General features: G+C 71.1%; 23 protein-coding genes and 1 tRNA gene. 6 read left to right on the forward strand and 18 right to left on the reverse strand.

Annotated features, from left to right (window positions below):
* The first annotated feature begins 237 nt into the window (after positions 1-237).
* Positions 238-1,515: an FAD-binding oxidoreductase gene (locus IVW53_08960; protein ID MBF6605693.1), complete on the forward strand. Its 1,278-nt coding sequence runs from the start codon at positions 238-240 to the stop codon at positions 1,513-1,515.
* A 558-nt stretch (positions 1,516-2,073) separates the two neighbouring features.
* Here the strand turns inward: IVW53_08960 and IVW53_08965 are convergent.
* From IVW53_08965 to IVW53_08980, 4 genes are all read right to left on the reverse strand, one after another.
* Positions 2,074-3,708, reverse strand: coding sequence for an EAL domain-containing protein (locus IVW53_08965; GenBank protein ID MBF6605694.1), 1,635 nt, complete (start codon positions 3,706-3,708; stop codon positions 2,074-2,076).
* Positions 3,709-3,715: 7 nt separating this feature from the next.
* Positions 3,716-5,674 carry a PAS domain S-box protein gene (locus tag IVW53_08970; protein MBF6605695.1) on the reverse strand — a complete coding sequence of 653 codons (1,959 nt, stop codon included), beginning with the start codon at positions 5,672-5,674 and terminating at the stop codon, positions 3,716-3,718.
* Positions 5,671-7,251, reverse strand: coding sequence for a diguanylate cyclase (locus tag IVW53_08975; protein MBF6605696.1), 1,581 nt, complete (start codon positions 7,249-7,251; stop codon positions 5,671-5,673). The genes IVW53_08970 and IVW53_08975 overlap by 4 nt, the downstream gene beginning before the upstream one ends.
* A gap of 474 nt (positions 7,252-7,725) precedes the next feature.
* Positions 7,726-8,073 (reverse strand): hypothetical protein, encoded by a 348-nt coding sequence (locus tag IVW53_08980; GenBank protein MBF6605697.1) that lies wholly within the window; start codon positions 8,071-8,073, stop codon positions 7,726-7,728.
* 52 nt (positions 8,074-8,125) lie between these two features.
* Here IVW53_08980 and IVW53_08985 point away from each other — a divergent pair, with 52 nt between their 5' ends.
* Positions 8,126-8,905, forward strand: coding sequence for a zinc ribbon domain-containing protein (locus IVW53_08985; protein MBF6605698.1), 780 nt, complete (start codon positions 8,126-8,128; stop codon positions 8,903-8,905).
* A gap of 260 nt (positions 8,906-9,165) precedes the next feature.
* Here IVW53_08985 and IVW53_08990 read toward each other — a convergent pair whose 3' ends face one another.
* The 4 genes from IVW53_08990 to IVW53_09005 form a co-directional block, all read right to left on the reverse strand.
* A complete protein-coding gene (locus IVW53_08990) occupies positions 9,166-9,387 on the reverse strand; it encodes a hypothetical protein (GenBank protein ID MBF6605699.1) in 222 nt (73 codons plus the stop codon).
* A gap of 572 nt (positions 9,388-9,959) precedes the next feature.
* On the reverse strand, positions 9,960-10,202 hold the full coding sequence (locus tag IVW53_08995; protein ID MBF6605700.1) for a hypothetical protein: 243 nt from the start codon (positions 10,200-10,202) through the stop codon (positions 9,960-9,962).
* 109 nt (positions 10,203-10,311) lie between these two features.
* The gene (locus tag IVW53_09000; protein ID MBF6605701.1) at positions 10,312-10,602 is read right to left on the reverse strand and encodes a hypothetical protein; all 291 of its coding nucleotides are present in this window, start codon (positions 10,600-10,602) and stop codon (positions 10,312-10,314) included.
* Between the two features lie 332 nt (positions 10,603-10,934).
* Complete coding sequence (locus tag IVW53_09005) at positions 10,935-11,225, reverse strand: hypothetical protein (protein MBF6605702.1); 291 nt, start codon at positions 11,223-11,225, stop codon at positions 10,935-10,937.
* 493 nt (positions 11,226-11,718) lie between these two features.
* On the opposite strand from IVW53_09005, the gene IVW53_09010 reads away from it, so the two are divergent.
* On the forward strand, positions 11,719-12,288 hold the full coding sequence (locus IVW53_09010) for a hypothetical protein (protein ID MBF6605703.1): 570 nt from the start codon (positions 11,719-11,721) through the stop codon (positions 12,286-12,288).
* A gap of 79 nt (positions 12,289-12,367) precedes the next feature.
* Positions 12,368-13,003, forward strand: coding sequence for a hypothetical protein (locus IVW53_09015; protein MBF6605704.1), 636 nt, complete (start codon positions 12,368-12,370; stop codon positions 13,001-13,003).
* Positions 13,004-13,332: 329 nt separating this feature from the next.
* On the opposite strand, the gene IVW53_09020 is transcribed toward IVW53_09015, so the two are convergent.
* The 8 genes from IVW53_09020 to IVW53_09055 all read right to left on the reverse strand — a co-directional run bounded on the left by IVW53_09020 (position 13,333) and on the right by IVW53_09055 (position 20,497).
* Positions 13,333-15,234 carry a hypothetical protein gene (locus IVW53_09020; protein MBF6605705.1) on the reverse strand — a complete coding sequence of 634 codons (1,902 nt, stop codon included), beginning with the start codon at positions 15,232-15,234 and terminating at the stop codon, positions 13,333-13,335.
* Positions 15,235-15,241: 7 nt separating this feature from the next.
* The gene (locus tag IVW53_09025) at positions 15,242-15,958 is read right to left on the reverse strand and encodes a helix-turn-helix domain-containing protein (protein ID MBF6605706.1); all 717 of its coding nucleotides are present in this window, start codon (positions 15,956-15,958) and stop codon (positions 15,242-15,244) included.
* 266 nt (positions 15,959-16,224) lie between these two features.
* Positions 16,225-16,896, reverse strand: a complete 672-nt coding sequence (locus IVW53_09030) for a hypothetical protein (GenBank protein MBF6605707.1) — start codon at positions 16,894-16,896, stop codon at positions 16,225-16,227.
* A complete protein-coding gene (locus IVW53_09035) occupies positions 16,893-18,119 on the reverse strand; it encodes a site-specific integrase (GenBank protein MBF6605708.1) in 1,227 nt (408 codons plus the stop codon). Before IVW53_09035 ends, IVW53_09030 begins: the two co-directional genes overlap by 4 nt.
* Before the next feature lie 157 nt (positions 18,120-18,276).
* A tRNA-Ile gene (locus IVW53_09040) sits at positions 18,277-18,352 on the reverse strand.
* A 30-nt stretch (positions 18,353-18,382) separates the two neighbouring features.
* Complete coding sequence (locus IVW53_09045) at positions 18,383-18,682, reverse strand: hypothetical protein (GenBank protein MBF6605709.1); 300 nt, start codon at positions 18,680-18,682, stop codon at positions 18,383-18,385.
* 167 nt (positions 18,683-18,849) lie between these two features.
* Positions 18,850-19,257 (reverse strand): hypothetical protein, encoded by a 408-nt coding sequence (locus IVW53_09050; GenBank protein MBF6605710.1) that lies wholly within the window; start codon positions 19,255-19,257, stop codon positions 18,850-18,852.
* Position 19,258: 1 nt separating this feature from the next.
* A complete protein-coding gene (locus IVW53_09055) occupies positions 19,259-20,497 on the reverse strand; it encodes an aminotransferase class V-fold PLP-dependent enzyme (GenBank protein ID MBF6605711.1) in 1,239 nt (412 codons plus the stop codon).
* Positions 20,498-20,534: 37 nt separating this feature from the next.
* Between IVW53_09055 and IVW53_09060 the strand changes: the two genes are divergently transcribed.
* Positions 20,535-21,374, forward strand: coding sequence for a sulfurtransferase (locus IVW53_09060; GenBank protein MBF6605712.1), 840 nt, complete (start codon positions 20,535-20,537; stop codon positions 21,372-21,374).
* A 30-nt stretch (positions 21,375-21,404) separates the two neighbouring features.
* Here the strand turns inward: IVW53_09060 and IVW53_09065 are convergent, their stop codons facing one another.
* Both IVW53_09065 and IVW53_09070 read right to left on the reverse strand, forming a co-directional pair.
* Positions 21,405-21,995, reverse strand: coding sequence for a hypothetical protein (locus IVW53_09065; GenBank protein MBF6605713.1), 591 nt, complete (start codon positions 21,993-21,995; stop codon positions 21,405-21,407).
* Between the two features lie 97 nt (positions 21,996-22,092).
* Positions 22,093-23,799, reverse strand: a complete 1,707-nt coding sequence (locus IVW53_09070; GenBank protein ID MBF6605714.1) for an ATP-dependent DNA ligase — start codon at positions 23,797-23,799, stop codon at positions 22,093-22,095.
* Positions 23,800-23,826: 27 nt separating this feature from the next.
* Here IVW53_09070 and IVW53_09075 point away from each other — a divergent pair, with 27 nt between their 5' ends.
* Positions 23,827-24,438: a GNAT family N-acetyltransferase gene (locus IVW53_09075; GenBank protein ID MBF6605715.1), complete on the forward strand. Its 612-nt coding sequence runs from the start codon at positions 23,827-23,829 to the stop codon at positions 24,436-24,438.
* Positions 24,439-24,446: the final 8 nt, after the last annotated feature.

The raw sequence follows: 24,446 nt of genomic DNA on the forward strand, positions 1-24,446 counted from the left end.
AAAGGTTCCCCGCTGCCGGTGCCAAGGTCGCTGACGGGCACGGCCCTTGCGCCACAACCTCCGAGGTACGCGAACAGCGACCAGCCGCAGTGAAGGAGCGACACCGTGTCTGACCACGAAACGACCAGCCGGGACCTGCCCGAGGGTGCCCTGGCGGCCCTTGCGACCCAGGTCTCTGGGCGCCTCGTGCGCCCGAGCGACCCGGAGTATGGCGGCGCGCGACACGTCTGGAACGGGATGATCGACCGGTATCCGGCCGCGATCCTGCGATGCGCCTCGAACGCCGACGTCACGGCGGGCATCCGGTTCGCCCGCGAGGCCGGGCTCGAGATCTCCGTGCGCTCCGGCGGCCACAACGTCGCCGGGTTCGGGACATGCGACAACGGGCTCGTGCTCGACCTGTCACTGATGCGGTCCGTGGACCTCGACCCGGCCGCCGGTGTCGCGCGGATCGGCGGAGGCCACACGTGGGGCTCGTTCGACGCCGCGCTCGCCAACGCCGGGCTCCACACGACGGGCGGTCTCGTTTCCACGACCGGCGTCGCCGGCTTCACGCTCGGCGGCGGGATCGGGTGGCTCCAGCGCCGCCACGGACTCGCCTGCGACAACCTCGTCGGCGCAGATGTGGTGACTGCGGACGGCACCGTCGTCCGGGCGGATGCGGACGGGGACCCGGACCTCCTCTGGGGCCTTCGCGGCGGCGGCGGCAACTTCGGGGTCGTCACGTCGATGACGTTCCGCGTTCACCCGGTGACGTCGGTGACCGGCGGCATGGCGATGTTCCCCGCCGGGCGGGCGGCGGAGGTCCTCCAGGCGTTCGGAGAGCTCTCGGCCTCCGCGGACGACGACCTGACGCTGCTCGTAGCCATGATCACCGCTCCGCCCGCGCCGTTCGTGCCGGCCGACCTCCAGGGTCGCCCGGCGGTGGCGATCGCCGCCTGCCATGCCGGCGACGCGGGCGCCGGCGAGCGTGCGCTGCGGCCGGTCAAGGCACTCGGGCCCAGCGCCGACCTGCTCGGGCCGATGCCCTACAACGTGCTCCAGGCGATGCTCGACCCGACTGCGCCGGCCGGCCAGCGGCAGCACTGGAAGTCCGGATACCTCCGGTCCCTCGAGCCCGCGTTCCTCACGACCCTGCTGGAGTGGTCGGACCGCAAGCCTGTCCCGTTCGGGCAGGTACACCTCCATCAGATGGGAGGCGCGGTCGCCAGAGTCGCGCGGGAGGCGACGGCCTTCGCCCATCGAGACGCGGCGTTCACGCTCAACATCATCGGCACGTGGGACCGGGCGGACGAGGACGAGGCGGGGATCGCCTGGGCACGGGGTGCCTTCGGCGCCGTGGCTCCATGGACCGACGGTGTCTACGTAAACTTTCTCGGCTCGGAGGGCGAGGACCGGATCCGCGACGCTTATGGGTCCGCGACCTATGCGCGGCTGGCCCAACTCAAGCGCCGGCTCGACCCCGACAATACCTTCCACCTGAACCAGAACATCCGGCCGGCGGCGGCCGGCTGAGTTCGCTCCTCTCGCGCGACGGCGGCCCGGTCACGCGGAGGACCAGGCCGACCGTCCCATCCTTCGCGGCCGTGTCCTCGTTGACCTCCGTCGAGTCCAAGGAATTCGCAACCGCGGAGCGAGCTGTACGAGGCGGAGACGTTTCGGCTCGTGGGGTGGCCGCCACCGCCACTGGCTCCAAGGCACGATCCGCGCCACGGCCGCGTCGCTGGCTCCCCCGGGCTCCGGCATCGTCGCGTCCGTGACCCCGGGGCCCGTCCCCGTCTACGAGACGAAGATCCGCCCTGGTGCGAGGACCGGCTCGTCGCTTGGGGCAGCGAGGCCGTCCATGCGGTCATCGACGCGGTCGCGGTCGCGGAGCACCTTCCGAAGGTCACCCGGCCGAGGAGCCGTCGCCGCGAGCCGACCCGCCGCGCGTCCCCGTCATCGCCCCGCCGCCTCTGATGGACGATGCGCCAGAAGGGGACCCTCGTCCGGCCCCTGATCCGTGCGGCGGACGGTCCCCACCCGGGCTGGCCCTAAACCAGGTCTTTCGGGACGACCCCGTGGCGTGGCAAGCTAGCGATCAGCCGTGATCGGCGCCGGACGCCCGAACAGGTAACCCTGGGCGAACTCGACTCCGAGCCTTTCCAGCGCGGCCGCCTCGTCTTCGGTCTCCACGCCTTCGGCGACGAGATGGCAGCCGCTCCGCTGGGCGAAGTAGGCGAGGCCGGCCGCGAGCGCCTGGCGGAGCCCGTCTGCCTCGATTCCCCGGACGAGGCTGATGTCGAGCTTGGCGTACGTCGGCCGCAGCTCGAGGATGTGATGGAGGCTCGCGTAGCCGGCTCCGGCATCATCGACCGCGATCCCCACGTCACCGAGCCTCCCGATCGCCGCGCGGAGGGCCACGTAGTCGTCGATCGGAACATGTTCGGTCAGCTCGAGGACGAGTCGCCGGCTGGTCGACCGGATGAGCTCGTGGAGCCGGTCGGTGCGCTCGAGCACGAGGCCCGGCGACAGGTTGACGGAGAGGAACGCATGGCTGGGCAGGGACGACGCCTCCGCGAGCGCCGCCTCGATCACGGCGGACTCGTAGTCATGGCCGAGACCCACCGACGCCGCCTCGGCGAACCGCAGGTCCGGTCGAGTGCCGTCGTCGAACCGGGTGAGGGCCTCATAGCCGATGACAGCGCGCGATTCGAGCTCGAGGATCGGCTGAAAGACCGGATGGAACGCCCGGGCAGCGAGCACACCCTCGAGCCTGGCCCGCACCGCCGCTGTACCGGCACGCTCGGCGAGGCCCGGCCCGATGACGCCGCTGAGGATGCTCGCGTAGTCGATGGCGGCGGCGAGGAGCCGACCTTTCCGGGCCGGCGTCGACCGCTGCCCTGCGCGACTGACGCCGAGCGAGAGGATGCCGACGGGCGCATCGCCGGCATAGATCGACGCCCAGGCGCCGACGTCGAGGTCCGCTGCCGCGAACGCCGGCGTCGGCACGTCGTCCTTGAGCGGCACGATGTCCTCGACCCACGGGCCCTGACGGGCGCGGGCGACGAGGGCGCGCGAGAGGTTCGGCCCGAGGAGTGCCCCACCGCGCTGCACCCCGGCGATCCGGTTGTACGTCGCGAGCTCGTGCAGCCGATCGCCGTCGACAAGCTGCGAGACGGCGATGAAGTCGGACGCGGTCCGTCGCGCGAGTTCGGCCACCACCGCCTCGGCGGCCTCCTCGGGGACCACGGAGAGGGTGAGGTGTCCGAGGGCCTCGACGACCGTCGAACGACTACGCAGCTCCTCCTCGACGGCGCTCAACCAGGCCGCGCCACTCCGCAGGTGCGCCCGCACTCTGGCGACGAGCTCATCGAGCCGCACCGGCTTGGCGAGAAAGTCGTCGGCACCGGCGCCGAGACCGGCGACGAGGCTGTGCTCGTCGCCGGAGCCGGTCATGAGGATGACCGGCAAGGTCGCCGTCTGCGGTCGCTCCCGGAGTGCCCGGACGACGTCCGCGCCCGACATGCCCGGCAGTCCCATATCGAGGACGACGAGACCGATCAGTTCGCTCTCGACGACGCCGAGCGCGGCCTCGCCGCTCGCCGCCTCGAGGACCTCGAACCCGGCGCGTCGAAGGCCGAGTGCCACGAGGGCGCGGCCGCCGGCGTCGTCATCGACCACGAGGATCGGATTCGGCGAATCGGATGGGCGCGCCGTCACGGACATCGGAGGGTCACCCGTCGATCGTGGGCTTCAGCGGGTCGGCCTGCCGCCTCGCCCGGGCCTGCTGAACCGCGGCGATGAGTTGCGCCCGGGTCACGGGCTTCGATACGAACGCCGCGCCGCGGGCCGTGACCCGCTCGAGGTTGAGCGTCGCGGCGGTGTATCCCGAGAGGAGCACGATCCCCATGTCCGGATAGCGATCCATCGTCCATTCGGCGAGTTCGATGCCGGACATGTGCGGCATGACGACGTCGGTGACAAGGACGTCGATCGGCTCACCGCGTTCGGTCAGCCAGGTCATCGCCTCGGCGCCATCGGCGAGTGCGACCACCGCGTAGCCCGAGCGGGTGAGGAGCTGGGTCGTCATGTCGCGGATGGCCGGCTGATCCTCGACGACGAGGACCGTGCCGGCTCCGACCGCAGGAAGTGGCAGAGTAGGACCTTCCGCTTCGGGGGCCGCGTCGGCGCGCGGGAAGTAGAGCTTGAACGTCGATCCCCGCCCTGGCTCGGAATAGGGCGCGATGTGGCCGCCCGCCTGACGGACGATCCCGTAGGTCGTGGCGAGGCCGAGGCCGGTCCCCTTGCCGAGCTCCTTCGTCGTGAAGAACGGCTCGAAGATATGTTCGCGCGTCTCGCGGTCCATCCCGCTCCCGGTGTCACTGACCGCGAGCAGGACGTACGACCCTGGCCTCACGTCGAACAGGCCTATCTCGTACCGTTCGCCAAACGCCACGTGGGTGGTCTCGATCGTCACGGTTCCGCCGTCGGGCATCGCGTCGCGCGCGTTGACCACAAGATTGACGAGGATCTGGTCGAGCTGGCTCGGGTCGGCACGGATGTGACCGGCGTGGCTGTCGAGCTTGATGGCGAGCCGGACGTTGTCGCCGATGAGCTGACGCACCATCGGCTCGATGCCCTTGATGGCGGCGTTGAGGTCGAGCACCTTCGGGCTGATGACCTGCTGGCGGCTGAAGGCGAGGAGCTGCGCCGTGAGCGCGGCGGCGCGCTCGGCCGCCTGGCTGATCGCGTTGACGCTGAGCAGCGCGCCATCGTGATCGAAACGGACCCGATCCGGCGCGCTGAGATCCTCGGTGAGGAGCTCAGCGTAGCCGTGGATCGCGAAGAGCATGTTGTTGAAGTCGTGGGCGATGCCACCGGCCAGCCGCCCGATCGATTCGAGCTTCTGGGCCTGGAGCAGCTGGTTCTCCGCCGCCTTGCGCACGCTGATGTCGCGGATGGCGGCCGTCACCAGGATCCCCTCCGCGCTCTCGAGCGGACTGAGCATGATCTCGATCGGGAACTCGCTGCCGTCCTTGCGCAGCGCGACGAGCTCGATCCCCGTGCCGATCTGCTGTGCCAGCGCGTCGGCCGCGGATCGAAGGTCGTCCGCGACCAGCCGCTCGGCGAAGCCCTCCGGGATGATGTTCGTCACGCGCTGCCCGAGGAGCTCGTCGCGAGGATAGCCGAACTGCTTCTCGGCCTGCACGTTCAGCAGGACGATCTCCCCGCCCTGGTCCACCACGACCATCGCATCCGGCGCCGCCTCGAGCAACCCGCGGTAGCGGGCCTCCATCTGGGCCAGATGTCCTTCCGCCGCCTTGCGCACGCTGATGTCGCGGATCGCCGCCGTCACGAGGATCCCCTCGGCGCTCTCGAGCGGACTGAGCATGATCTCGATCGGGAACTCGCTGCCGTCCTTGCGCAGCGCGACGAGCTCGATCCCCGTGCCGATCTGCTGTGCCAGCGCGTCGGCCGCGGATCGAAGGTCGTCCGCGACCAGCCGCTCGGCGAAGCCCTCCGGGATGATGTTCGTCACGCGCTGCCCGAGGAGCTCGTCGCGAGGATAGCCGAACTGCTTCTCGGCCTGCACGTTCAGCAGGACGATCTCCCCGCCCTGGTCCACCACGACCATCGCATCCGGCGCCGCCTCGAGCAACCCGCGGTAGCGGGCCTCCGATTCCTCGCTCATCCGGCCGCCGCCGCGGACCCGCGGAGGCCCGGATGGAACCGCACGGCGCGTCCCTTGCCGGTTCGCTTCGCCTCGTACATCGCGGCATCCGCTTCGCCGAGCAGTTCAGCTACGCTCGCCCCGGCGGTGGAGCGGTGCGCCACGCCGATCGAAATCGAGATGCTGACGGGCTGGCCGGCGAGCTCGAGCGGAAGCGCAGCGGCGGCGATCGCCCGCCTGGCGACGGCGAGCGCCTCATCGCCGGAGGCCACCTCCTCGAGCAGGAGCGCGAACTCGTCACCGCCGAGGCGGGCGACCGTGTCCGTCGGCCGGACCACCGTCCGCAACCGCTCCCCCAGGAGGACCAGGAGCCGATCGCCCCGGGCGTGGCCGAGCGTGTCGTTCACAACCTTGAAGTCATCGAGGTCGATGAACAGGACCGCGATGGTCGATTCCTTATGACGCGCAAGCCGGGTGAGGGCATGCTCGACCCGGTCGTGGAAGAGGCTGCGGTTCGCGAGGCCGGTGAGCGGATCGTGGAGCGCCCGGTGGCGGAGCTCCTGGTAGAGCCGTCCGTTCTCGATCGCCATGGCCGCCTCGAATGCGAGCGTTCGGGCGAGCGCAAGCCGCCGTTCGTCGAGCGGTCGATGTCCGGTCGCGGTCAACTCGGCGACCCCGACCGGTCCCCCGTGGGCGACGAGCGGCAGGAGGAGCATGACGTCACGCCCGAGGGCGCGCAGCCGTTCCTGCTCGGTCGGATCGGCCTGCTCGTCCGCGGAATCGAGGACGATCCGCTCCCGGTCGTGGATGACCCGCCCGAGCATCGGCCGCTCCGCCAGCGACTCGGGGTCGGTCACCAGGGCGCGGCCAACGGGGTGCGAGCCGAATGGGGCGAGTCGGCCGGTTTCCGGCGCGAGGGCGTAGATGACGCAGTCATCGTATCCGGTGGCTTCGGCGAGATGGCGGGCGACGATCTCACCGAGCACGGCGGGCTCGGTCGTCTCGGCGAGGTCGGATGACAGCTGGAAGAGCCGGCGAAACTCGCGACTCGACGCCTTGAGTCGCTCGCTCGATCGGTAGAGGAGGAAGAGGACGACCCCGGACACCAACACGAGACCCCAGATCCGTGTGAGCGATGCGGCCAGGACCGGGACGGCCGGGTCGTCGGGGATGTATCCGGTGGCGAGCGTCGCGATCATCCCCGCCCAGGCGAGGAACATGAGCCGGCGGAGGATGCCGCCCTCGAGAATGGGTAGGGCAGCGGCGATCGGGATCAGCAACGCCACCGCTGCAACACCGGCGACGAACGGCTGGAGGAACGCGACGACGACCGGGAGCACGATGAGCGCGGCCGCCATGGGACCGACGACCGACGCCATCGGTCGGTGCACGAGTGCACGGCGCGAGAATGCCGCCAGCCAGATGGTGAGGGCCGCGAACAGCACGCCGACGATGACCGACCGCGGGCTCCCGAACGCAAGACCGGCGGCAACCTGCGTGACGCCAAAGGCGAAGAGGGCAACGATGAGCACATCGATCGTCCGCCCGACCTCCTCCCGCTGAGTGGCCTCATCCGGGTCGAGGGGCGTTCGCTCCAAGATCCGGACCTTCGGACGCGCTGATCGTGTGTGCGGCGTCATGCGATCCACTCGCGCGGGCAGCCCTGGTGCGCGAGTCGGGACACTGCCCTGATGTGACCGCAAGGTTCCGTGGTCCGTCCCTCCGGAGTCGCTCGGCCGAGTGTGCGCGCACCGTCGCGGAATGGGAAGCCCGACATTCGCGAGGACAAGCGTCCCAGCGTGAGTTCCGACGGCACACCTCGGAGCTGCGCGCCACGGAGCTTCCAGAAAGCCTCCTTTCGGAGCGGGTCAGCCAGAGACTCTCCGCCGCACGAATCGGAGGCCGTCGTGCTCGACGCCGGCCGCTCCGATCGTCATGAGGCTCGCCAGCGTCTGGCCACCCGGCCCGGCCCGATTGGTCGCCGCCCCGATCTCGCCGCGACAGCCCCTCGGCCGTCCTCGGGCATCCACGGCGGGCCAACCGTCGCGACGACGGCGGTGAGACGGGCGCGCCTACCGGGGTGGGGTGTAGCTCGGCCTGAACGGCTGGAGCGCGACGTTTGTCGTCGCCTCGTCTGACCTCGACCGCGACGCCACGTCGGCCCGCGCCGTGGTCTCCGGAGCGCCGAGGAAGACGAGAACCCGCCAGACGATCCAACCGCCGGTGATGGCGATCAGCGCCGTGGCGACCGGGTGTCGGTCGGTCATGCCGACGATAGCGGCGGATGCCGGCTCGGCGTCGCGACCGACCGGCATCGCGGCCAGCTCGAGCTCGGCCGGTGGCCGCAAGCTCATGACCTGGGACAGGCCGTCGTCCCCGACGGGGAGCGGCTGCTCGGGCGCGGGTCGCGTCTCTGCCATCGATGATCGGGGCGGGGAGGACTGCCGGGCGACCGACGTGGTCGTCGCGGCCGTGGCCAGCGCGACCATCGACCTCGGCGCGGCCACGGCCGGTTGGCGGCACCAGCGGCGGATCGACTCGCTGGCGGTGGCGGAGCCTGTTCGGGCCGCGCGATCGCGGCCTCCCGGCTCGGCGCGGCGAGGTCAGCCACGAGGTCGCGCCCGCTACGCCTACTACACCTGCACCACGCGCGCCAGGCGAGGGTCAGCCGCGTGCAACCAGCCGCGGCTGTCCAAGGCGGAGGTCGAGGCAGCCATCCTGGCCCAGATGACCGAGGCCTACGCGGACACGGGGTTGGTGGGTGCCGCGCTGGAGGACGCCGCGGCGGCCGGGCGAACGGCCCAGGCCGAGGCCGAGCAGGCCCGCGAGGGCCTCACGCGGGACGCGGCCGAGCTGCGCCGCAAGCTCGGGCGGTACTTCGCCGCGTTCGAGGCGGGCGAGCTCGATGCGCCGCTCGTGCAGTCGCGCCTGGCCGAGCTGCAGGCCCAGCTGGCGGCCATCGAGGCGCGCCTGGCCGAGACACCGCACCCGGAGGCAGGCTCTCCTGCCGGACCAGTCGAAGCGGCCATCGTGTCGTGGGCGCTCAGTCAGGCGCTCAGTCAGGCCCTCGGACAGGTCCTGCGGCAGGGACAGCGAGCCCGGACGAAGGCGCTCCTGCGCCTCCTCATCGGCGAGATCCGCGTCATCTCGCCAGCCGACATCCGGCCGACGTACCGGGTGCCGGCGGCGATTCGCATACCGGACGAGCTGGTAGGGGAGGGTGGACTCGAACCACCGACAGGCGGTGTATAAGGCCGCCCCATAGCGTCCGCGGGCGTCCGCAGACTGTTCGTTTACGCACGAACCGGCCATTTGTTCGGGTCCCGTGACCGGGGCCGTGCGCCCCCATTGCTACCGCGGTTGCTACCTCGATGGCCCCCGTCGACCCCCTGAATCCGCCGGGGCCTTGTGGTCGGGGCGGGAGGAGTAGGACCGACACTTTACGGGTGAAGGTTCGAACCGTCTCGCGGCGTGTCGGCTGGCGCCTGGCGACGGCAGGGTAAGGATCCTGCTCAGAGTGTCAGCGGAGGCACCTCGGGGAACGGCGGGAGCCGCACCGGCTCGCCGAGCAACGCGTAGAGAACGAGATGTGGCACCGCCTCCACGGCGAGGTCCATCGCCCGCTCTAGCTCGATAGCGGCATAGGAGCCCTGGCGGTCGAGCGCGGCCGCCCACTTGGCCGGGTGGTAGCGAGCAAGCATGGAAAGGCCGAAGAGCAGCGCCCACCACGTCATCAGCGGTGAAGGAGGCGGCTCCGTGCCGCTGAGCGCCGGCCGCAGCCACCGGCGACCGACCCAACGATACTGCGGCACGATCTCATCGAGCGCATCCACAGGCCGCCGCATCACGCTCCGATCGCGCAGCAACACGGTGAGCGATTCGCCTCCGGCCGTCGGCCGCCAGATGATGTTCTCGCCACCTCCAGAGATCGGCGGCAGCCTGAAGCCTGCATGTGCCGCCGCTGGGTACCCGAGCAGCAGGTCCTTATGCGTTCTGGGGTCGTAGCCTCGTCCCGATCGAGCGCGAGGCCGATCTGGAGCCACTGCGACCCGTCCATCGAGATCCTCTCCGGGTCAGGACCTGGCAGGGGCTCGACATACAGCGCCCGCCGCCACTCGCGGCCCCGCAGCATCGGCTTGCTCAGTTCGGGAAGCGACGCCATGAGCGCGCCGAGCGCCACAGGCTGAGGAAGTCCTGGCGACCCAGTGGCAGCTGCAGCTGCCACAGTCTGGAACCAACCCCCCTCCTTCGGTGAGACTAACCACTCGAACGGATCGTCAGAACCGACATCGATCGTCAGGCCGTGCTAGAACGCCTGCTCGCTGCCGCGGCTCGCAACGATCGCACGGCCAGCCTGGCTCAGGGCATAGAACAGGGGCAGCGGGCGGGCGGCGTAGCCCGTCGCCTCGGCGGCGTGCAACAGTTCCTCGAACTGCTGGAGAGCCGCCCGATAGGTGGCGGCGCGCTGCGCGTCGGCGGTCGCCGCGGCGGGTGGGGCAAAGAGCGACGCCCGCAGCCAGTACAGCACGTTGCTGGTCAAACCAGCCATGTTGCTCTTCCGCCTACCGATGTCGCCGGCGGCTCGCGGAGGGGAAGCGGCCGTGGCGGCTGCGAGCGCTTGTGATCTGCGGCCCGTCGCCCAGGCTGAATCGGGGTCTTCACTGCTGTTGGTACGCCCGGCAGAGGAGGTGGCCCCAGTACTGATCGCCCGTGTCCCACACTTCGAACGGCGTCGCGGCGTTCCCGAGCCGGCCTGTGCACACGATCGAGTCGTCGAGGGGCACGTCGGTAGCCAGTTCCCAGTTGCCACCGATAGCCAAGTGGTTGTTCTCGACCCAGTAGTCGGCGCAGATGGCCGAGGCGTCTTGGAGGACAAGGACGGCGTCGCCGTCCTTGAGGCGGACTCCGCACCACCCCGTAGCAATCGCGCCGGGTGTGCGCTGGGTCAACTGTTGCGTCGACACAGGCGATGCCCCGTTAGAGGGGGCCGGAGAGGGAGCGCTCGTTGGGATGGCGGTCGCCGCGGACGTCGCGGCCACCGATGCAGCGGCACTAGCGGGTGCCGGTGAGACCCTCGAAGCGGCGATCGATGGCGTCAGGCCCGGTGCGGGCGGGAATAACCCCGACGTCGAAGCGGACGGAGAGCCCGCACTGAGCCGCCAAGCGGTGCCAGTCCAGCGCCAGTACCACCAGCCGCCTGTAACGAAGAACGCCCCCCGCGCCTGATAGATCGGCACGCCGCCGCGCAGCAGGGTCTCCTCGATGGTGCCCCTGTCCCCGGTTACTTCTCCGCAGATACCTCCAGCGTTGCACCCTTGCCGAAGCCGTAGGCAACGTTCGCCTGCGGCGCGAAACAATCCGCGAGCGCGCAGTGGGCCTCGCCGCTGTCGACATACGTGTATGCCTGTGCGAAGTCCCCGGACAGCACAGCGCTATCGAACGCTCGCGCGGTGACTACCAGGGAGGCCTGCGGACTTGGCGGCGTCGCAGAAGCGGCAGAGCCGCACCCGGCGAGGGCCGCGAGCAGTAGGACCACGAGTGCTGTCCGGTAGCCCGCTGCAGGCATGCCCACGGCTCCATCGTGTGTCCGACGATAGCACGCGGGTACGTCCCGAAAGGGCTGTCTTGTCACACTTGTGCGGCGGTCTTGGCGGATCCGGGCCGGTCCATTCGGGATCGGGCCGTTCGTGCCGATGATGGTCAGCAGCCGTTCCGGCCTCGCCCAAACGGTGACCGAACGCATCCGGGGTGGACCAAAGTCCGAGGTGGGTAGGCAATGATGCCCATTGACACCGCAGAGACCGGGGGGGTATCGTCCGACACAAAGAGGCCGTAGCCCACTTGCCCCGGATCGCTGTTGCCATCGCAAGCTGAGGTAGGGGTGCTCGCCTGCCTTACAACCTCAGCGCCCCCGAACCGAGACGGTCGCGAGACAGCTCCGGGGTACGGTGGCGACGAGCGTGCGACGACCGAAGGGGGGTGAGCCAAGGACTTTCACCATCGGTCCCTGCTGGCGCCGGTTCAAGCCGGGGGACTTCCCTGTACAAGCCGGCAAAGGAGAAACGATGCCGATCTTGAAGTGGGCCCGCAGGTTGGTGATCTGTTTAGTGGCGGCGTCTATCGCGCTGCCAATCGTTGCCGCTCCGGCATTCGCCAAGACATCACCGACGCCGACGTCGGTCACGATCACGGTCGCGCTCGAGCTCGACTGCTCGTCTGTTCCGAACACGCCCGATGCGCGGAAGGCGTTGAAAGACAACGGGCTCTGCGGCTTCTCGAAGAAGGGCGGCGGGATCACGCCGTACACGACCGTCTCCGGCACCTGCGGGACTCTCAGCCTGCTCTTGTTCGACGCCGGCGGCGGCTGGATGCAATGGAAGGCCGAGATCACGTCGAGCCTTGGGCCATTCGTCTTTGCCAGCTACGGAGGCAGCTGGAACAACTGGTGGGGAGGGTTTGGTCCGGTCGGCCGCAGCTACGGCCCGGGCTTGACCTCGGATTGGCTCGACATCTTCGGGATCCTCACCGCGCCGGGCTATGTCACCGGGCAGATCAACTGGGCCCAGGACACCCTGTGGTGGGGAGGAACCTGCAGGAACGACGCCGTGGTGGGAGCTTCGACCAACGTGACCTAACTCACATACCACGGGCTTTCTGCCATCGGCTGGCACCCGTCTCTCTGGGAAGCCGGCCGAGGCTCAATATGGTGCATCCATGTGGCACTGGACGGAGGCATACAGCCAAGCCGCCGGGTTCGCGACCTGGGTCCTGAAACGAGATGGGCTCAGAGTCCCCCCGTTCGACGTGCACCCACCGGGCGACCGTGTCCTGCGGTCGCTTGGGCTTGACGAGGCCGCCTGGGGCGCGTGGATCGAGGCAATCGTGCGGGCCGAGGATCGATCCGCCGAGGCGATGTCAGCGATCGACCTCCGCCTGATCACGCCGCGTGAGCGGCGTGATCTCAAGGAGCTCTACGACCGGTGCAGTCCGGTCGCGTCCTGGGTCGGCGACGCGCACATCCTGAGCACGCTCGAGGGCCTTTGGGGAACATATCAGCCTATCGGCGAGGCTTGGGCGCGGACGATATCGTCCACCAGGCGGCACTCCCGCATCTCGGCTGGCCAGGAGCGGCGGCTGTGGCGCCAGTTGCAACCGTTTCACGACCGGCTGCCGACGCTGCACGTGTACCTCGTCGACTATGTGCAACTCGTCGCCTTGCCCATTCCGCCGATCTCCTGCGTGGTCGGCATCGGCGCGCCCGATCCTGAAGGCCGCGCCTACGTCGACCTTGTCACCGCGGCGGCCGGCGAACTCGCGACCATCCAACGAAGGGGCGCTTCGACCTCTTAGGGCTCCTGCGGCGCACCGGCTGCTCGTGTGCGCCGACGCCGGCGGGTCCAACCGGGTCCGAAAGCCCAAGCACCATGCGTGCACGGTGCCATCCGCCTCCGAAAAAGACCTCATTTCGGAGCGGTTCGAGCGGGTTTCCTCCGCCGCACGAATCAGGGGCCGGATCGGAGGTCCCTTTTTGGGACGGCCACTCCGGGGTCACCATCGTCGAGGACGCGGGAGACAAGGTGCAACGGTGAGCCCGCCAGATTCGGCCCCTGCCGCGCCGGACGATGGCGGGTGGACGTGTCGCGGTCCTGACGGCGCGGGGCGCCCGTCGGAGGCCGTGCTCACGCTCGACGCGGGGACGCGCGCGGCGGCGCCGGCCGGGTGAGCGGCGGGAGCCCCTCCGCGGCCTGCGCAGCCTGGAGGACCGCGTCCACCGCCGAGCTTCCCCAGGCGACCAGCCGATCAGGCCACCACCCATGGCCGGCGCGATCCTCGTACCACCGCCGGGTCTTCGTCTCGTAAACGGGGTCGGGCTTCGATAGGTTGGGTAGCCCGGTGCGCGCGGCGATGGCGCGGGCGAGGTCGCCGGGGATCCCGCGCTGGAACCGGGAGGTGCCCGTCTCCTCTTCGTACGGCTCGCTCCGCTGGGTCAGGCAACCCGCGGCCACGAGGGTGTCGAGGACGGACTCCTCGGGCCGCGTCGTGAGGCGCCGGTAGAGGGCCTGTCGCGCCTCGGCGGCCCTGCTCCGCTCGCCGGCCTGCCGCCGCTCGCCGGCCTCCTGCTGGGCTTGCGCCTGGCGAGCGCCCTGCCGCCGCGCCTCAACGGTCTCGGTGAGGGCGCGGAGTGGGCCGAGCACCGCGTTCTCGACCGGGGTGGCAAGCTCGGCGAGGGCCGGGCGATTGCGAGCCCCCACGACCTTCTTGCGCAGGGGCCGCGCCGCGCCGAACGCCCCTCCCTTCGTGTCGCGCTCGGCGGGCGTGAGATCCTTCCGAGGCGCCGTGTCCACGGCGTAGTCAATCCTGTCGAGGAGCACCTGGCGCGCCGCGGACAGCGCCACGGTCTCGTCGACATCAGCCCGCTCGATCACCGCCTGCTGTCCAGCCTGCACTGCCAGCCGGGAGCGAGCATCGGCCAGGACCCCGCTGGCGGCGGCCGCGGCAGGCCCGACCGTCCGCTCGAAGACGAGCGGCCAGTCGTCCACGACGAGTCCCGCCCGGGTAGCGGTGACGAGCAGATAGTCCGCCGCGGTCGCGACCACCGCGGCGACGAGGTCGGTGGGCAGCGTCGCCGAGCGACCGAGGACCAGCCGGCTCACCGCCTCCACGTCGATGAGCTGCCAGCCCCGCTCGGTCAGGCAGTTCTGCAGGAGGGTGCGGAGCCCGCGACGAGCGTCGGCGGCGAGATCGGCCGCGGGCGGGGTGAGGTCCGGGCCGACCACTGGCAGCACGACCCGGGCGAGCGCCGCGGCGACGAGGTCGAGATCCCGGACGACCGGAGCGAGCGGCGCCGTGTCGAGCACGACCGAACGACGCAGGTAGGCGTCGGGCAGGAGCCCGAGATCGCGCTCGGCATTGAGGGTGACGATCACCGTCGCCTGGATGTCGAGCTCGCCATCCTCGCTCTGGTACCGCGACACCCCCTCGAGATAGGCGAACACGGCCCCCCGCTGTTCGGGGCTCGCCTTGTCGAACTCGTCGAACATGACGAGCGGCAGGGAGAGCAGCGGGCTCGGCACGATCTCCCAGGACGCCGGGCCGGTCTGCACCCGCCGGCCGAGCAGGCTGCCCGGCTTCTCCCGCATGAGGAGGCGGCGGGTGGCGATGGGATCGAGCCCGAACCGCCGGGCGGCGAGCGTGCCGAGGAGCGTCTTGCCACTCTTCGTCGGACCGAGGAGGATGAAGGCCGGCCAGTTGCTCGGATAGACATCCCGCAGGGCGCGCCGGGCGACCACCGCGTCCTCGATCAGCCGGAGCATGGCCCGGTGCTCCGCCGGGAGGGTGTCGAGGCTGGCGATCGACGCCGTCGGTTCGGGGACCGTGGCGGCCAGAGCGGCCCGCTTGCCGGCCCCGGTGAGGGTCCAGCTGCCCCGCGTCCGCTGTTCGACGAGGCCCCGCTCGCGGAGGCGGCCGAGCCACAGCTGGACGGTCCGAACGGGAACCGCGAGGGCGGCCGCGAGTGCTTGGCTGTGGGCCGGACCCGCGAGGAGCAGGCGCAACAGCGGAGCGTCGCGGGTCGCTTCCACGGCCGGCTCAGCCATTGCGTGAGACCGGCCGGGCCGCTGCGCGAACCGGCATCGAGGCGGCGCGAACCGGTCCCGCTGTTGCGCGAGCACCGCCGGCCGCACGCTCCCGTGGGTTCCGCCCGTTGCGCGAAGCTGCCCCGGGGCCGACGAGGGAGGGGGAGGGGGTGCCAGCGACCCCTCCTCCGGCCGGCCCGCGGTCCGCGGCCACCAGCCGGGCCAGCGTGGTGGTCCCGACGCCGAGCCGACGCGTGGTCTGGCGGTGCGAGAGGCGCCCGGCGGCGAGCTCGGCACGGACGTGGGGCCAGCGGCGCTCGAACCCGGGACGTGTGGTCACCGTCGGGAGCCTCTGGGCGTCCGCGATCGCCTCGACGGTCAGCCCGCTTGCCGGCGCTGTGGAGACGGTCGGGCGGCGGGCATGGAAGCTGCCCTCCCTTGATGCGGCCGCCCCGGGCGTCTCGATCGCCGGGACGGCCGCGATAAAGTCCGCGATCGATCCGGCCGCGACCAATCGACGCCTCCCGATCTTGATCGAGCGCAACCGACCGGCACCGATCTCGTCATAGAGGCGCGAGCGGCCGATGCCGAGCGCGCTTGCGGCCTCGTCGATGCTCAGTAGCCGATCGGGCACGGTGCCGAACGGAGCGGACTCGGTGACGGCGGCCCGGATCGCGGCCACCAGCTCCTCGATGGCGGTCCGAATGGCAACCTCGTGGTCAGGGGTCATCGTTCGCGCTCGCCTGCATCGACGATGAACGCCGGACGCCCTCGGCCAGCCGCGCCGTGAGCCCGGCGCCAGGCCCTTTCGATAGCCTCGACGGGGAGGGCCGCGGCCTCGTGCCGCGGCGCACGGAAGTCTCGTCGAGCCAGCTCGCTGAGCTTCGCTCCGGCGTCGTTCGGGATCGCGATCGTCAATCTGCGCATGGTGAGAGCGAGCGTGGCAGACGACCTCGTCCCCCGGAAGGGGCGCAATCTGGGGCGGAAACCCCTCTCTTATTCCGGTAGCTCGCCGCGGTGGCGCCTGCGCACGAGGCGGCGCAAGTGGTCAGGATCGATCCCGACGGTCCCGTCGAACGCCCCGAAGTGATCGGCCACGTGAGGAATGGTCTTGGGCTCCTCCGCCAAGCGGTTGGCTGACTCCCAACGCTCGTCGAAGAGCCGCCGCGTCCACCCTGGCCGGCCGGGTTTTCGTGGCGCCAGTCCTGCGGCGGCCTGATCGGATAGACCCCGCGGAGCGTTAGCGTCGGCGCTCAAGCGCCGATCGACCAGCTCGTCGAGAACCTCTCGCTCGGTAACCGCGGCAAGGATCGCCCGGGGGTCCGTCCGTTGTTCCCAGGCCAGACCCGACCAGGCCTCGGCAATCCGACCCTGGCGGACGTCGTCAGCGAGGTCGGGCCGTTGACGCTGGGCCTCGAGCAACGCCCTGGCCATGGCAACGGCCTCCCCGCTCCGGAGCTCGCGCTGTCCTGGCGCCAGCGCCGCGACGAGCCGGCGCTCGAACGGGCTCGACTCGGGGACATTCCACCAGACGTCCATGTATGCGACGCCGAAGGCGCCGCTGCGCCACGCCACCGGTGGCACCTCCATCCCCTCGCGAGCCGCCTGCTCGAGCCACTCCGGCGGCCATTCGTCGGGCGACGGCCCACGGATCTCCTGCTCGCTCATGGCCGGATCTCCTGAGGGCGATCGACGGTCGTGAGCGCCCGGTCCATGGCCGCGGCAGCCTCGTGCCGGAGGGCAGGCACGACGGCTGCGTAGTGCGACGCGGTGATCGCGATGCCGGCATGGCCGAGCCATTCGCTGATGACGGCCAGCGGGACGCCTTCGGCGAGCATCATCGTCGCCGCGGAGTGCCGGAGATCCCTGAAGGGGACCCGCGGGATCCCGGCCGCGTCCCGGGCCTGTCCGAACGCCACAGACACGGAGTCCGGGCTGAGGTGCCTGCCGACGGCATCGGTGAACACCAATCCGTCCCGGTCCTGCCAGGCGGAGCCGGCGGCGACGCGGGCAGCATCCTGCCGGACCCGTTGACGGTCAAGGGCCTCCCGGGCGGTGGCCGGGAGCGGGATCGACCGGCGTGATCGTGCCGACTTCGGCTGCGCCAGCTCCCAGCCGCGACCGGCCGCCCGGGCGAGCGAGCGGCGGACCGTCAAGGTGCCATTCGCCACGTCCGGCCAGGTCAAGCCGAGCAGCTCGCCGAGGCGGAGCCCGGTCGTCGCCGCGAGCGCGTACAGCGGGCCATGAGCGGCGTCCGCGGTGGCGTCTAGCAGTCGCCGCACGTCCGGTGCTGCCAGGTAGGTGACGGGCCGATGCGCGACGTAGGGCGGCCGAGCGTCCGCCGCGGCGTTCCGGCCAACCAGGCCATCCCGGGCGGCATCGCCAAGGGCTCGACGAAGCGTCGCCCGGACGTGGCGAGCCGTGAGCGGTGAGACGGGCGCGTGCCGCTGGCCATGCTTGCGATCCTCGGCTATCGCGGGTCGCCCGTTCGCCATGAAGCCGCCGATGGCACGTTCCACGTCGGCCGCCGAGAGGCGGGCCAGGGCCAACCGCCCGAGTGCCGGGATGAGATAGCAGCGGACGTGCATCTCACGCTGGCGCCATGTCGACGGCCGAACGCGGCTGCGGTCCCGTTCGATCCACGCGGTGAGAAAGTCGACCACGGTGGAGGCTGGGCCGGCCGGGGCGAGCGTGCCAAGCCGCAGCTCGCGGCGGAGGACGTCGAGCTTGTCGCGGGCCTCGGCCGCGGTGGGGGCCGAGACGATCCGCCGGGAGCGGGTGCCGTCCGGTTCGGTCCAGGTGACAGCCCCGCGCCAGCGGGTGCCCTGACGGTAGACACTCCCCTCGCCGGCCGATCGTCGGCGGGTCCGTCGGGCGGTAGACTCGGTCATTGGTGGCGTCCTCCCTGTCAGGAGCGCGACCTTGACGGCCTCCGGTTAGCCCGGGGGGCCGTCGCGCTTGTCCGCCACTGTACGCCTGTTGCTACCGTGTTGCTACCGTGCATCGTCGCCGATGGCCGGCGGATCGGTTCATTCGTGCGTGAAATGCTGGTAGGGGAGGGTGGACTCGAACCACCGACAGGCGGTGTATAAGACCGCTGCTCTGACCACTGAGCTACTCCCCCGCCGTGGCCGATGCTAGCACCGGCGATCCGTCAGTCGCGGCCGCCGGCCAGGCGTTCGGCGATCGAGCGGAGGCGGAACACGCGTGGAAGAAGGCCGGATCCATGCGGCCCGGGTACCTGCGGGCCATGGCCCTGTCCGTCCGTGCCCTGGTACGGGCGCGGGGCGAGCGCCGCCGCCTGCTCGCGCTCGCCGTCGGTCATGGAGACCTCGAGCGGCAGGTCGTCCGGATCGTACGGATGGGCGCGGATCTCGACCGGGCGTGGCGGTCGAGCGTAGGCTGGCTCGCCGCGCAGCTGCGGCAGGGAGACGTGGTGCTCTTCCTGGGACACGGATGCCTCGCTGGCCGCTGATACCGACGCCGGAATCCCTGGCGCTCGGTGCCTGATGATATCGGGCGCAGGGTACCGTGGAATGGTACGGATGGGCTACGCATGAGCTGCCTCGCGTGCTTGCGGCGGTGCGGGCGCGCGCCACGGGCAGGGACCCGACGCACCACTCAGCCGAGAAGCGGACGGAGCACCTGGCTCTCGATGACGAGGACGAGATAGGCGATCGGTGCGGCGGCGAGGAACCCGAGAGCGGCGCTCCACGGCGTCCGGACGGCGCGCGCTCCGGCGCCCGTCGGGAGCGGCACGGCGGCATACGTGATGACGCTGCCGGCGGTCAGGACGACGACGACGAAGACGGTCACGGCGAGCGTCCGCAGATCGCCGCCTGGCAGGTGCGCCCCGCGCGACAGGGCGACGTCGTAGGCCAGGTAGCCGAGTCCGAGGACGATGGACACCCCGAGGCTCGCGGTCACCGCGCGCACGACGGGCCGCGGCGCGTTCCGGAACTGGCGCCAGCGAACCTGCAGCCACGAGCGACGAGGTTGCCCGCCGGACGGATCCCGATCGGCCGCCATCTCAGGCCTCGCCGAGCATGGTGAGTGTCGGCCGCGGCGGCAGGGACTCCGGCGTGTGCCGGCCGAGCAGCTCGACGACTTCGACGACCCGGTCGAGCTCCACCTCCGAGTTGTAGAAACCGACGCTGAATCGAAGCCACTCCGTGCCCGTGATCGTGCGGGCGATGGCGAACGAGCGCCGGCCGAGCTCATCGAGGGCGGCCGCACCCGGCCAGGCCGGCAGGCGGAACGTGACGAGGCTCGCCATCGCGTGGCGCGGCGTGAGGAGTTCGACACCGGGGATCGCGGCGACGGCGTCGGCGGTCCGGCGGGCGAGCCGGGCCGCTCGCTCGTGGGCCCAGCCGAGCCCGACGTACATCGCGAGCCAGCCGCAGCTCCGTCCGAACCCCACGACGGACGGCCGGTGCCAGGCGCCGGACTCGAGGCGTCGAGCGTCGTCGAAGCGCCGGTACGGCGGCATCCGGGTCGGCGTCTCGTAGCTGTAATAGCCCTCGAACGTTGGCCGGATCCGGTCGAGCGCGGACGGCGCGACCCACAGCGCCCCCATCCCCTCCGGCCCGAGCAGCCACTTCTGGGCCGGGACGGCGTAGGCGTCCGCACCGAGCTCATCGGCGACGACGGGGAGGACCCCCACGGCCTGGGCGCCGTCGACGAGGACGAGCGCGCCCCGCGCGCGGGCGATCTCCGCGATCGCCCGGATCGGCATGATCGCGCCGGTCGTCCACAGGACGTGGGACAGCGAGACGAGGCGGGTCCGCGGGCCGATCGCCCGCTCGAACGCCGCGACGATCGCGTCGGCGTCGCCGCCGTCACCCACATCGATGAGGTCGAGCTCCACGCCGAGCCGGTCGCGGAGCGCGACGAGCGGACCGAAGCCACCCCAGTGCTCGGCGTTCGTGGTGACGGCCCGGTCGCCCACCTGCCAGTCCAGGCCCCAGGCGGCGATGTTCATCGCGTCCGTCGTCGAATGGGTGAGGGCGACCGTCCCGACGTCGCTCGAGAGGATCGCGGCCACGGCCGCGCGCGCCTCAGCCATCCGTTCGGGGCCCTCCGTCATGTAGTCGGGTGCCGCGCGGCCCACGGTGAGCTCGTACTCGGCGAGCTCGGCCATCGCCTTCGCCGTCTCCCGCGGCATGGGCCCGAGCGAGCCGGCGTTGAGGTAGATCCCGGCGCCGGTCGCCGGCAGCGCCTCGCGGATCGCCGCGAGCTTCTCGGCGTCCGGCAGGAAGGGGAAGACCACGGCTCCGTATGATACCGACGATGAACGCATTCGCCCCATGAACGGCTTCGCCCGACCCGAGCTCCTCGCCTCCCCCGCGTGGGTCGCCGAGAACCTCCATCGTCCCGACGTCCGCCTCGTGGACGTCCGCTGGCGGCCGGACGGCACGGGCCGGGCAGCGTACCTCGCCGGTCATATCCCGGGAGCGGTCCACATCGACTGGGCGAACGAGCTCGTCGACACGGAACAGGCCGGCCTGTTCCTCCTCGCCGGGCCGGACCAGGTCGCGAGCGTGCTCGGCCGGCTCGGGATCGGCAATGGGACGACGATCGTCCTCTACGACGACACCGCCTCGCTGTTCGCGACCCGGACGTGGTGGAGCCTGCGGGTCTACGGCTTCGAGTCCGTTCGGATCCTCGACGGCGGTTACGGGGCGTGGAACGTCGACGGGCGACCGGTCTCGAATGCCGCCCCCGAGCCCGATGCGGCGGTCTTCACGCCACGTTCGGTGATGCGGCTGCGCCTGACGACCACGGACGTCCGCGGCCTGCTCGGTTCACCGGACGTCCATGTCCTCGACGCACGGGCTCCCGCCGAATACCGGGGGTTCGAGGGCAACGCGCGGCGGCTCGGTCACATCCCGGGGGCGGTCAACGTGCCGGTCGCCGGGATGACCGAGCCCGGGACGCAGCGCTTCCGCTCGGGCGACCAGCTGCGCGCGCAGCTCCTCCGGGCGAACGTCACCCGCGGTCGGCGGATGGTCTGCTACGACGGTTCCGGGATCGCGGCCACGAAGCTCGCCTTCGTCCTCTCCCTCCTCGGCCACGACGACATCGCGGTCTACGATGGCGGCTGGGCCGAATGGGGCGATCGACTCGATCTTCCGGTCGACCGCTGAGGCGTCCGCGGCCGGGACGCTGCGGTCAGTTCACGCGGGACGCGACGGTGAACCCGGACGGGCGGGACCCGGTCGCGGCACGGCGCCGGCCGAGCGGTCCAGGCCGGCCCACGGATCCACCTCGCGGTGCGGGGCGAGGATCTGCGCCCGAGAGTGGTTGAAGGCCACCATGAGGGCCGATTGCTTCGCCTCGCCGACGGTGTCCGACCAGAACGAGGCCTCCGTCACCGGGACGAACCCACCGGTGAGCTCCTCGAGCGCGAGGCGGAGATCGCGCTCCGGCAGGAGATGGATCCGACCGACGATCTTGAAGGGCGGCACGGAGATGTAGGCCTGCTCGACCACCTTGACCGTCCGCAGCTCGGGTGTGGGCTCGACGGGCGTGTCGACGACCGCGAAGAGGACCGCGCCCAGGTTCACCTGGGCGAACGGCGCCGTCATCGGCGTCCCGCGGCTGCCCCACTCGTCCATCGAGACGTCGGACAGGACGATGAACTTCTCGTCGACGCGGTTGAGGATGTCGAGGAAGCGGCGGTGTCGGGTGCGGACGCTACCGCGGACGATGTGCGAATCGGTGTACAGGGTGACCGCGATCGGCTGATCGGGGACCTGGTCGAACATGGCCGGAAGGATACGCCGTCATCGCGGCGCAGGCGCAGGCCGGCCAGGCGGCAGGCGCAGGCCGGCCAGGCGGCAGGCGCAGGCCGGCCCGCTCGGCTCAGCGCCGCGCCGAAGCCGTCACGAGATGTTCCGGGCCCTGCTGGAGCCCCTCGAACAGCCGCTCCACCGTCGCCAGCGTGTCGACCTCATTCGCCGGCTTGTCCGTCCGGAGCCGGGCGATCCGCGGGAAGCGGAGCGCGAATCCCGACGCGTGGCGGGCCGACCGCATGATGACATCGAAGGCGACCTCCACCACCACGGTGGGCTCCACCTGGCGGTATCGCCCGAAGAGCGCGATCGTGTGGGCCTCGAACCACGCCGTCATCTCGGCGATTTCCGCGTCCGTGAGGCCGCTGTAGGCCTTGCCGATCGTCACGAGCCGATCGTGCGTCTCGTCGCGGACGGCGAACGTGTAGTCCGACAGGACGCCGTGACGCTTTCCGTGGCCGACCTCCACGCCGATGACGACACAGTCGATCGTGGCCAGCGCCTTCTTCATTTTCAGCCAGCCGAGCCCGCGACGGCCCGGTGTGTAGCGACTCGATGGATCCTTGACCATGAGGCCCTCGTTCCGGCGGGCGCGTGCGGCGGCGAATTCGGCCTCGAGACCGTCGACCGAATCGACCGTCATGAGATGGGAGAGGGCGAACGCCCCGCCGTCGGCAGCGAGCGGCATCTCGAGCGCCTCGAGCCGGCGTCGCCGTTCGGTGAGCGGCAGGTCGAGCAGGGACGCGAGCCCGCCGCCGCCGTCCCTGCCACCGTCGTCGAGGACGAGCGCGTCCCAGGCGACGAAGATGACCGGCACCTCGGCGAGGATCCGGGCGGTCGGCCGCTTCCGGCCGAGACGCGACTGGAGCGCGAGGAACGGGAGCACGATGCCGTCGCGCCAGGCGAGGAGCTCCCCGTCGAGGATGCCGCTCCACGGAAGGTCACGGGCGCTCGCGACGACCTCCGGGTATCCGTCGCTCACGTCGTTAAGGTCGCGGCTGTAGAGCCGGACTTCCGCGCCGGATCGATGGAGCTGCGCCCGGATCCCGTCGTACTTGTCCTCCACCCAGACCGTCGGTCCCAGGCGGCCGACGATCTCGGCGGCGTCCTCTGCCGGCGACGCGAGCATCGGCTTGATGGGATGGAACAGGCTGGGAGCGGCGTCGCCGAGGCGGTCGTCGTGGGCGAGGGACGCGGTCGCCCCGATGTCGCCGACGAGCTGGCTCGCTCGTTTCACGTCGGCGAGCGGCCGCTCGAAGGCCGCCGCGATCGCCGCCTCGAGCAACCCTTCCCGGAGGCCGATCCGCAGCTCGCCGGTCAGGACCTTGACGACGTAGGCCGCGGTGAGTGGATCGCAGCGGCGGAGGAGCGCCTCGAAGATCTCGGCCTTGGCGGCCGCGCCGGTCGCGGCCCCGATCGCATCGAACGCGGCGGCGACCTCCGTCAGGGCCGGCGAAGCCGACGGGGCCGCTGGTTCGGGCCGTTCGGCAAGGACGTCCGCGACCGCTCGTCCGAGGTCGGAGTGGCGGTCGTAGGCAGCGCGGAGCGCCTCGTCGGAGATGCCGGCGACGCGGGTCACGGCCGCGGCCAATGCGACCCAGCCCAGGCCGAGCGAGCGACCATCCGCCTCCGGGAACGGCCGCCCGGTCCAGAATCGGGCGGCCACCGGGAGCGCATCCGGGGCGAGCGTTCGCAGCTCGTCAGCGAGGAGTCGGACCTTCTCCGATGTTCGCGTCGTGGCGGCGACCCGCTCCGCGACCTCGCTCCAGCGGCGCATGGCGCGGATGGTATACCGTCGCTCCCGATGCCCCTCCAGTCGTGGTTCCCGGAAGCACTGACCGGACGGACGGTGGTCCTCCGCCGCCACACGCCCGCGAATCTCGCCGCCTTCCGGCGCTGGTACGGGGACCCGGACGTCGCCCGACTCACCCGCTACCAGGACGGGCCGATGCGCCCGGACGAGATCGACCGGTTCTTCGCGGCGCGGGTCGTCGGAGCGGACGCCCTCGCGCTCGCGGTCCACATCCGGGACTCGGGTCGACTCATCGGATCGTGCGCATTCAGCCAGCTCGACGGGGACAACGGCTCGGCGATGTACCACATCACGATCGGCGAGAAGGATTGCTGGGGTCGCGGGTACGGCACGGAGGCGACCCGGCTCATGCTCGCCCACGCGTTCGGGCATCTCGGGCTGCACCGCATCGCGCTCACCGTGTTCGCCTTCAACGAACGGGCGATCCGCTCCTACCGGAAGGTCGGCTTCGCCGTCGAGGGACGGGCGCGGGACGCCATCCTCCGCGACGGTCGCTATTGGGACGAGGTCTCGATGAGCATCCTCGAGCCCGAATGGCGCGCCGCGACGGCGGCCGGGCGGCTCACGGATGTCGGACGCGCCACGGGCACGGACGACCGATGACGGCGGGC

This window comes from Chloroflexota bacterium, from assembly GCA_015478725.1.
In the GTDB taxonomy this organism is placed as follows: Bacteria; Chloroflexota; Limnocylindria; order Limnocylindrales; family CSP1-4; genus C-114.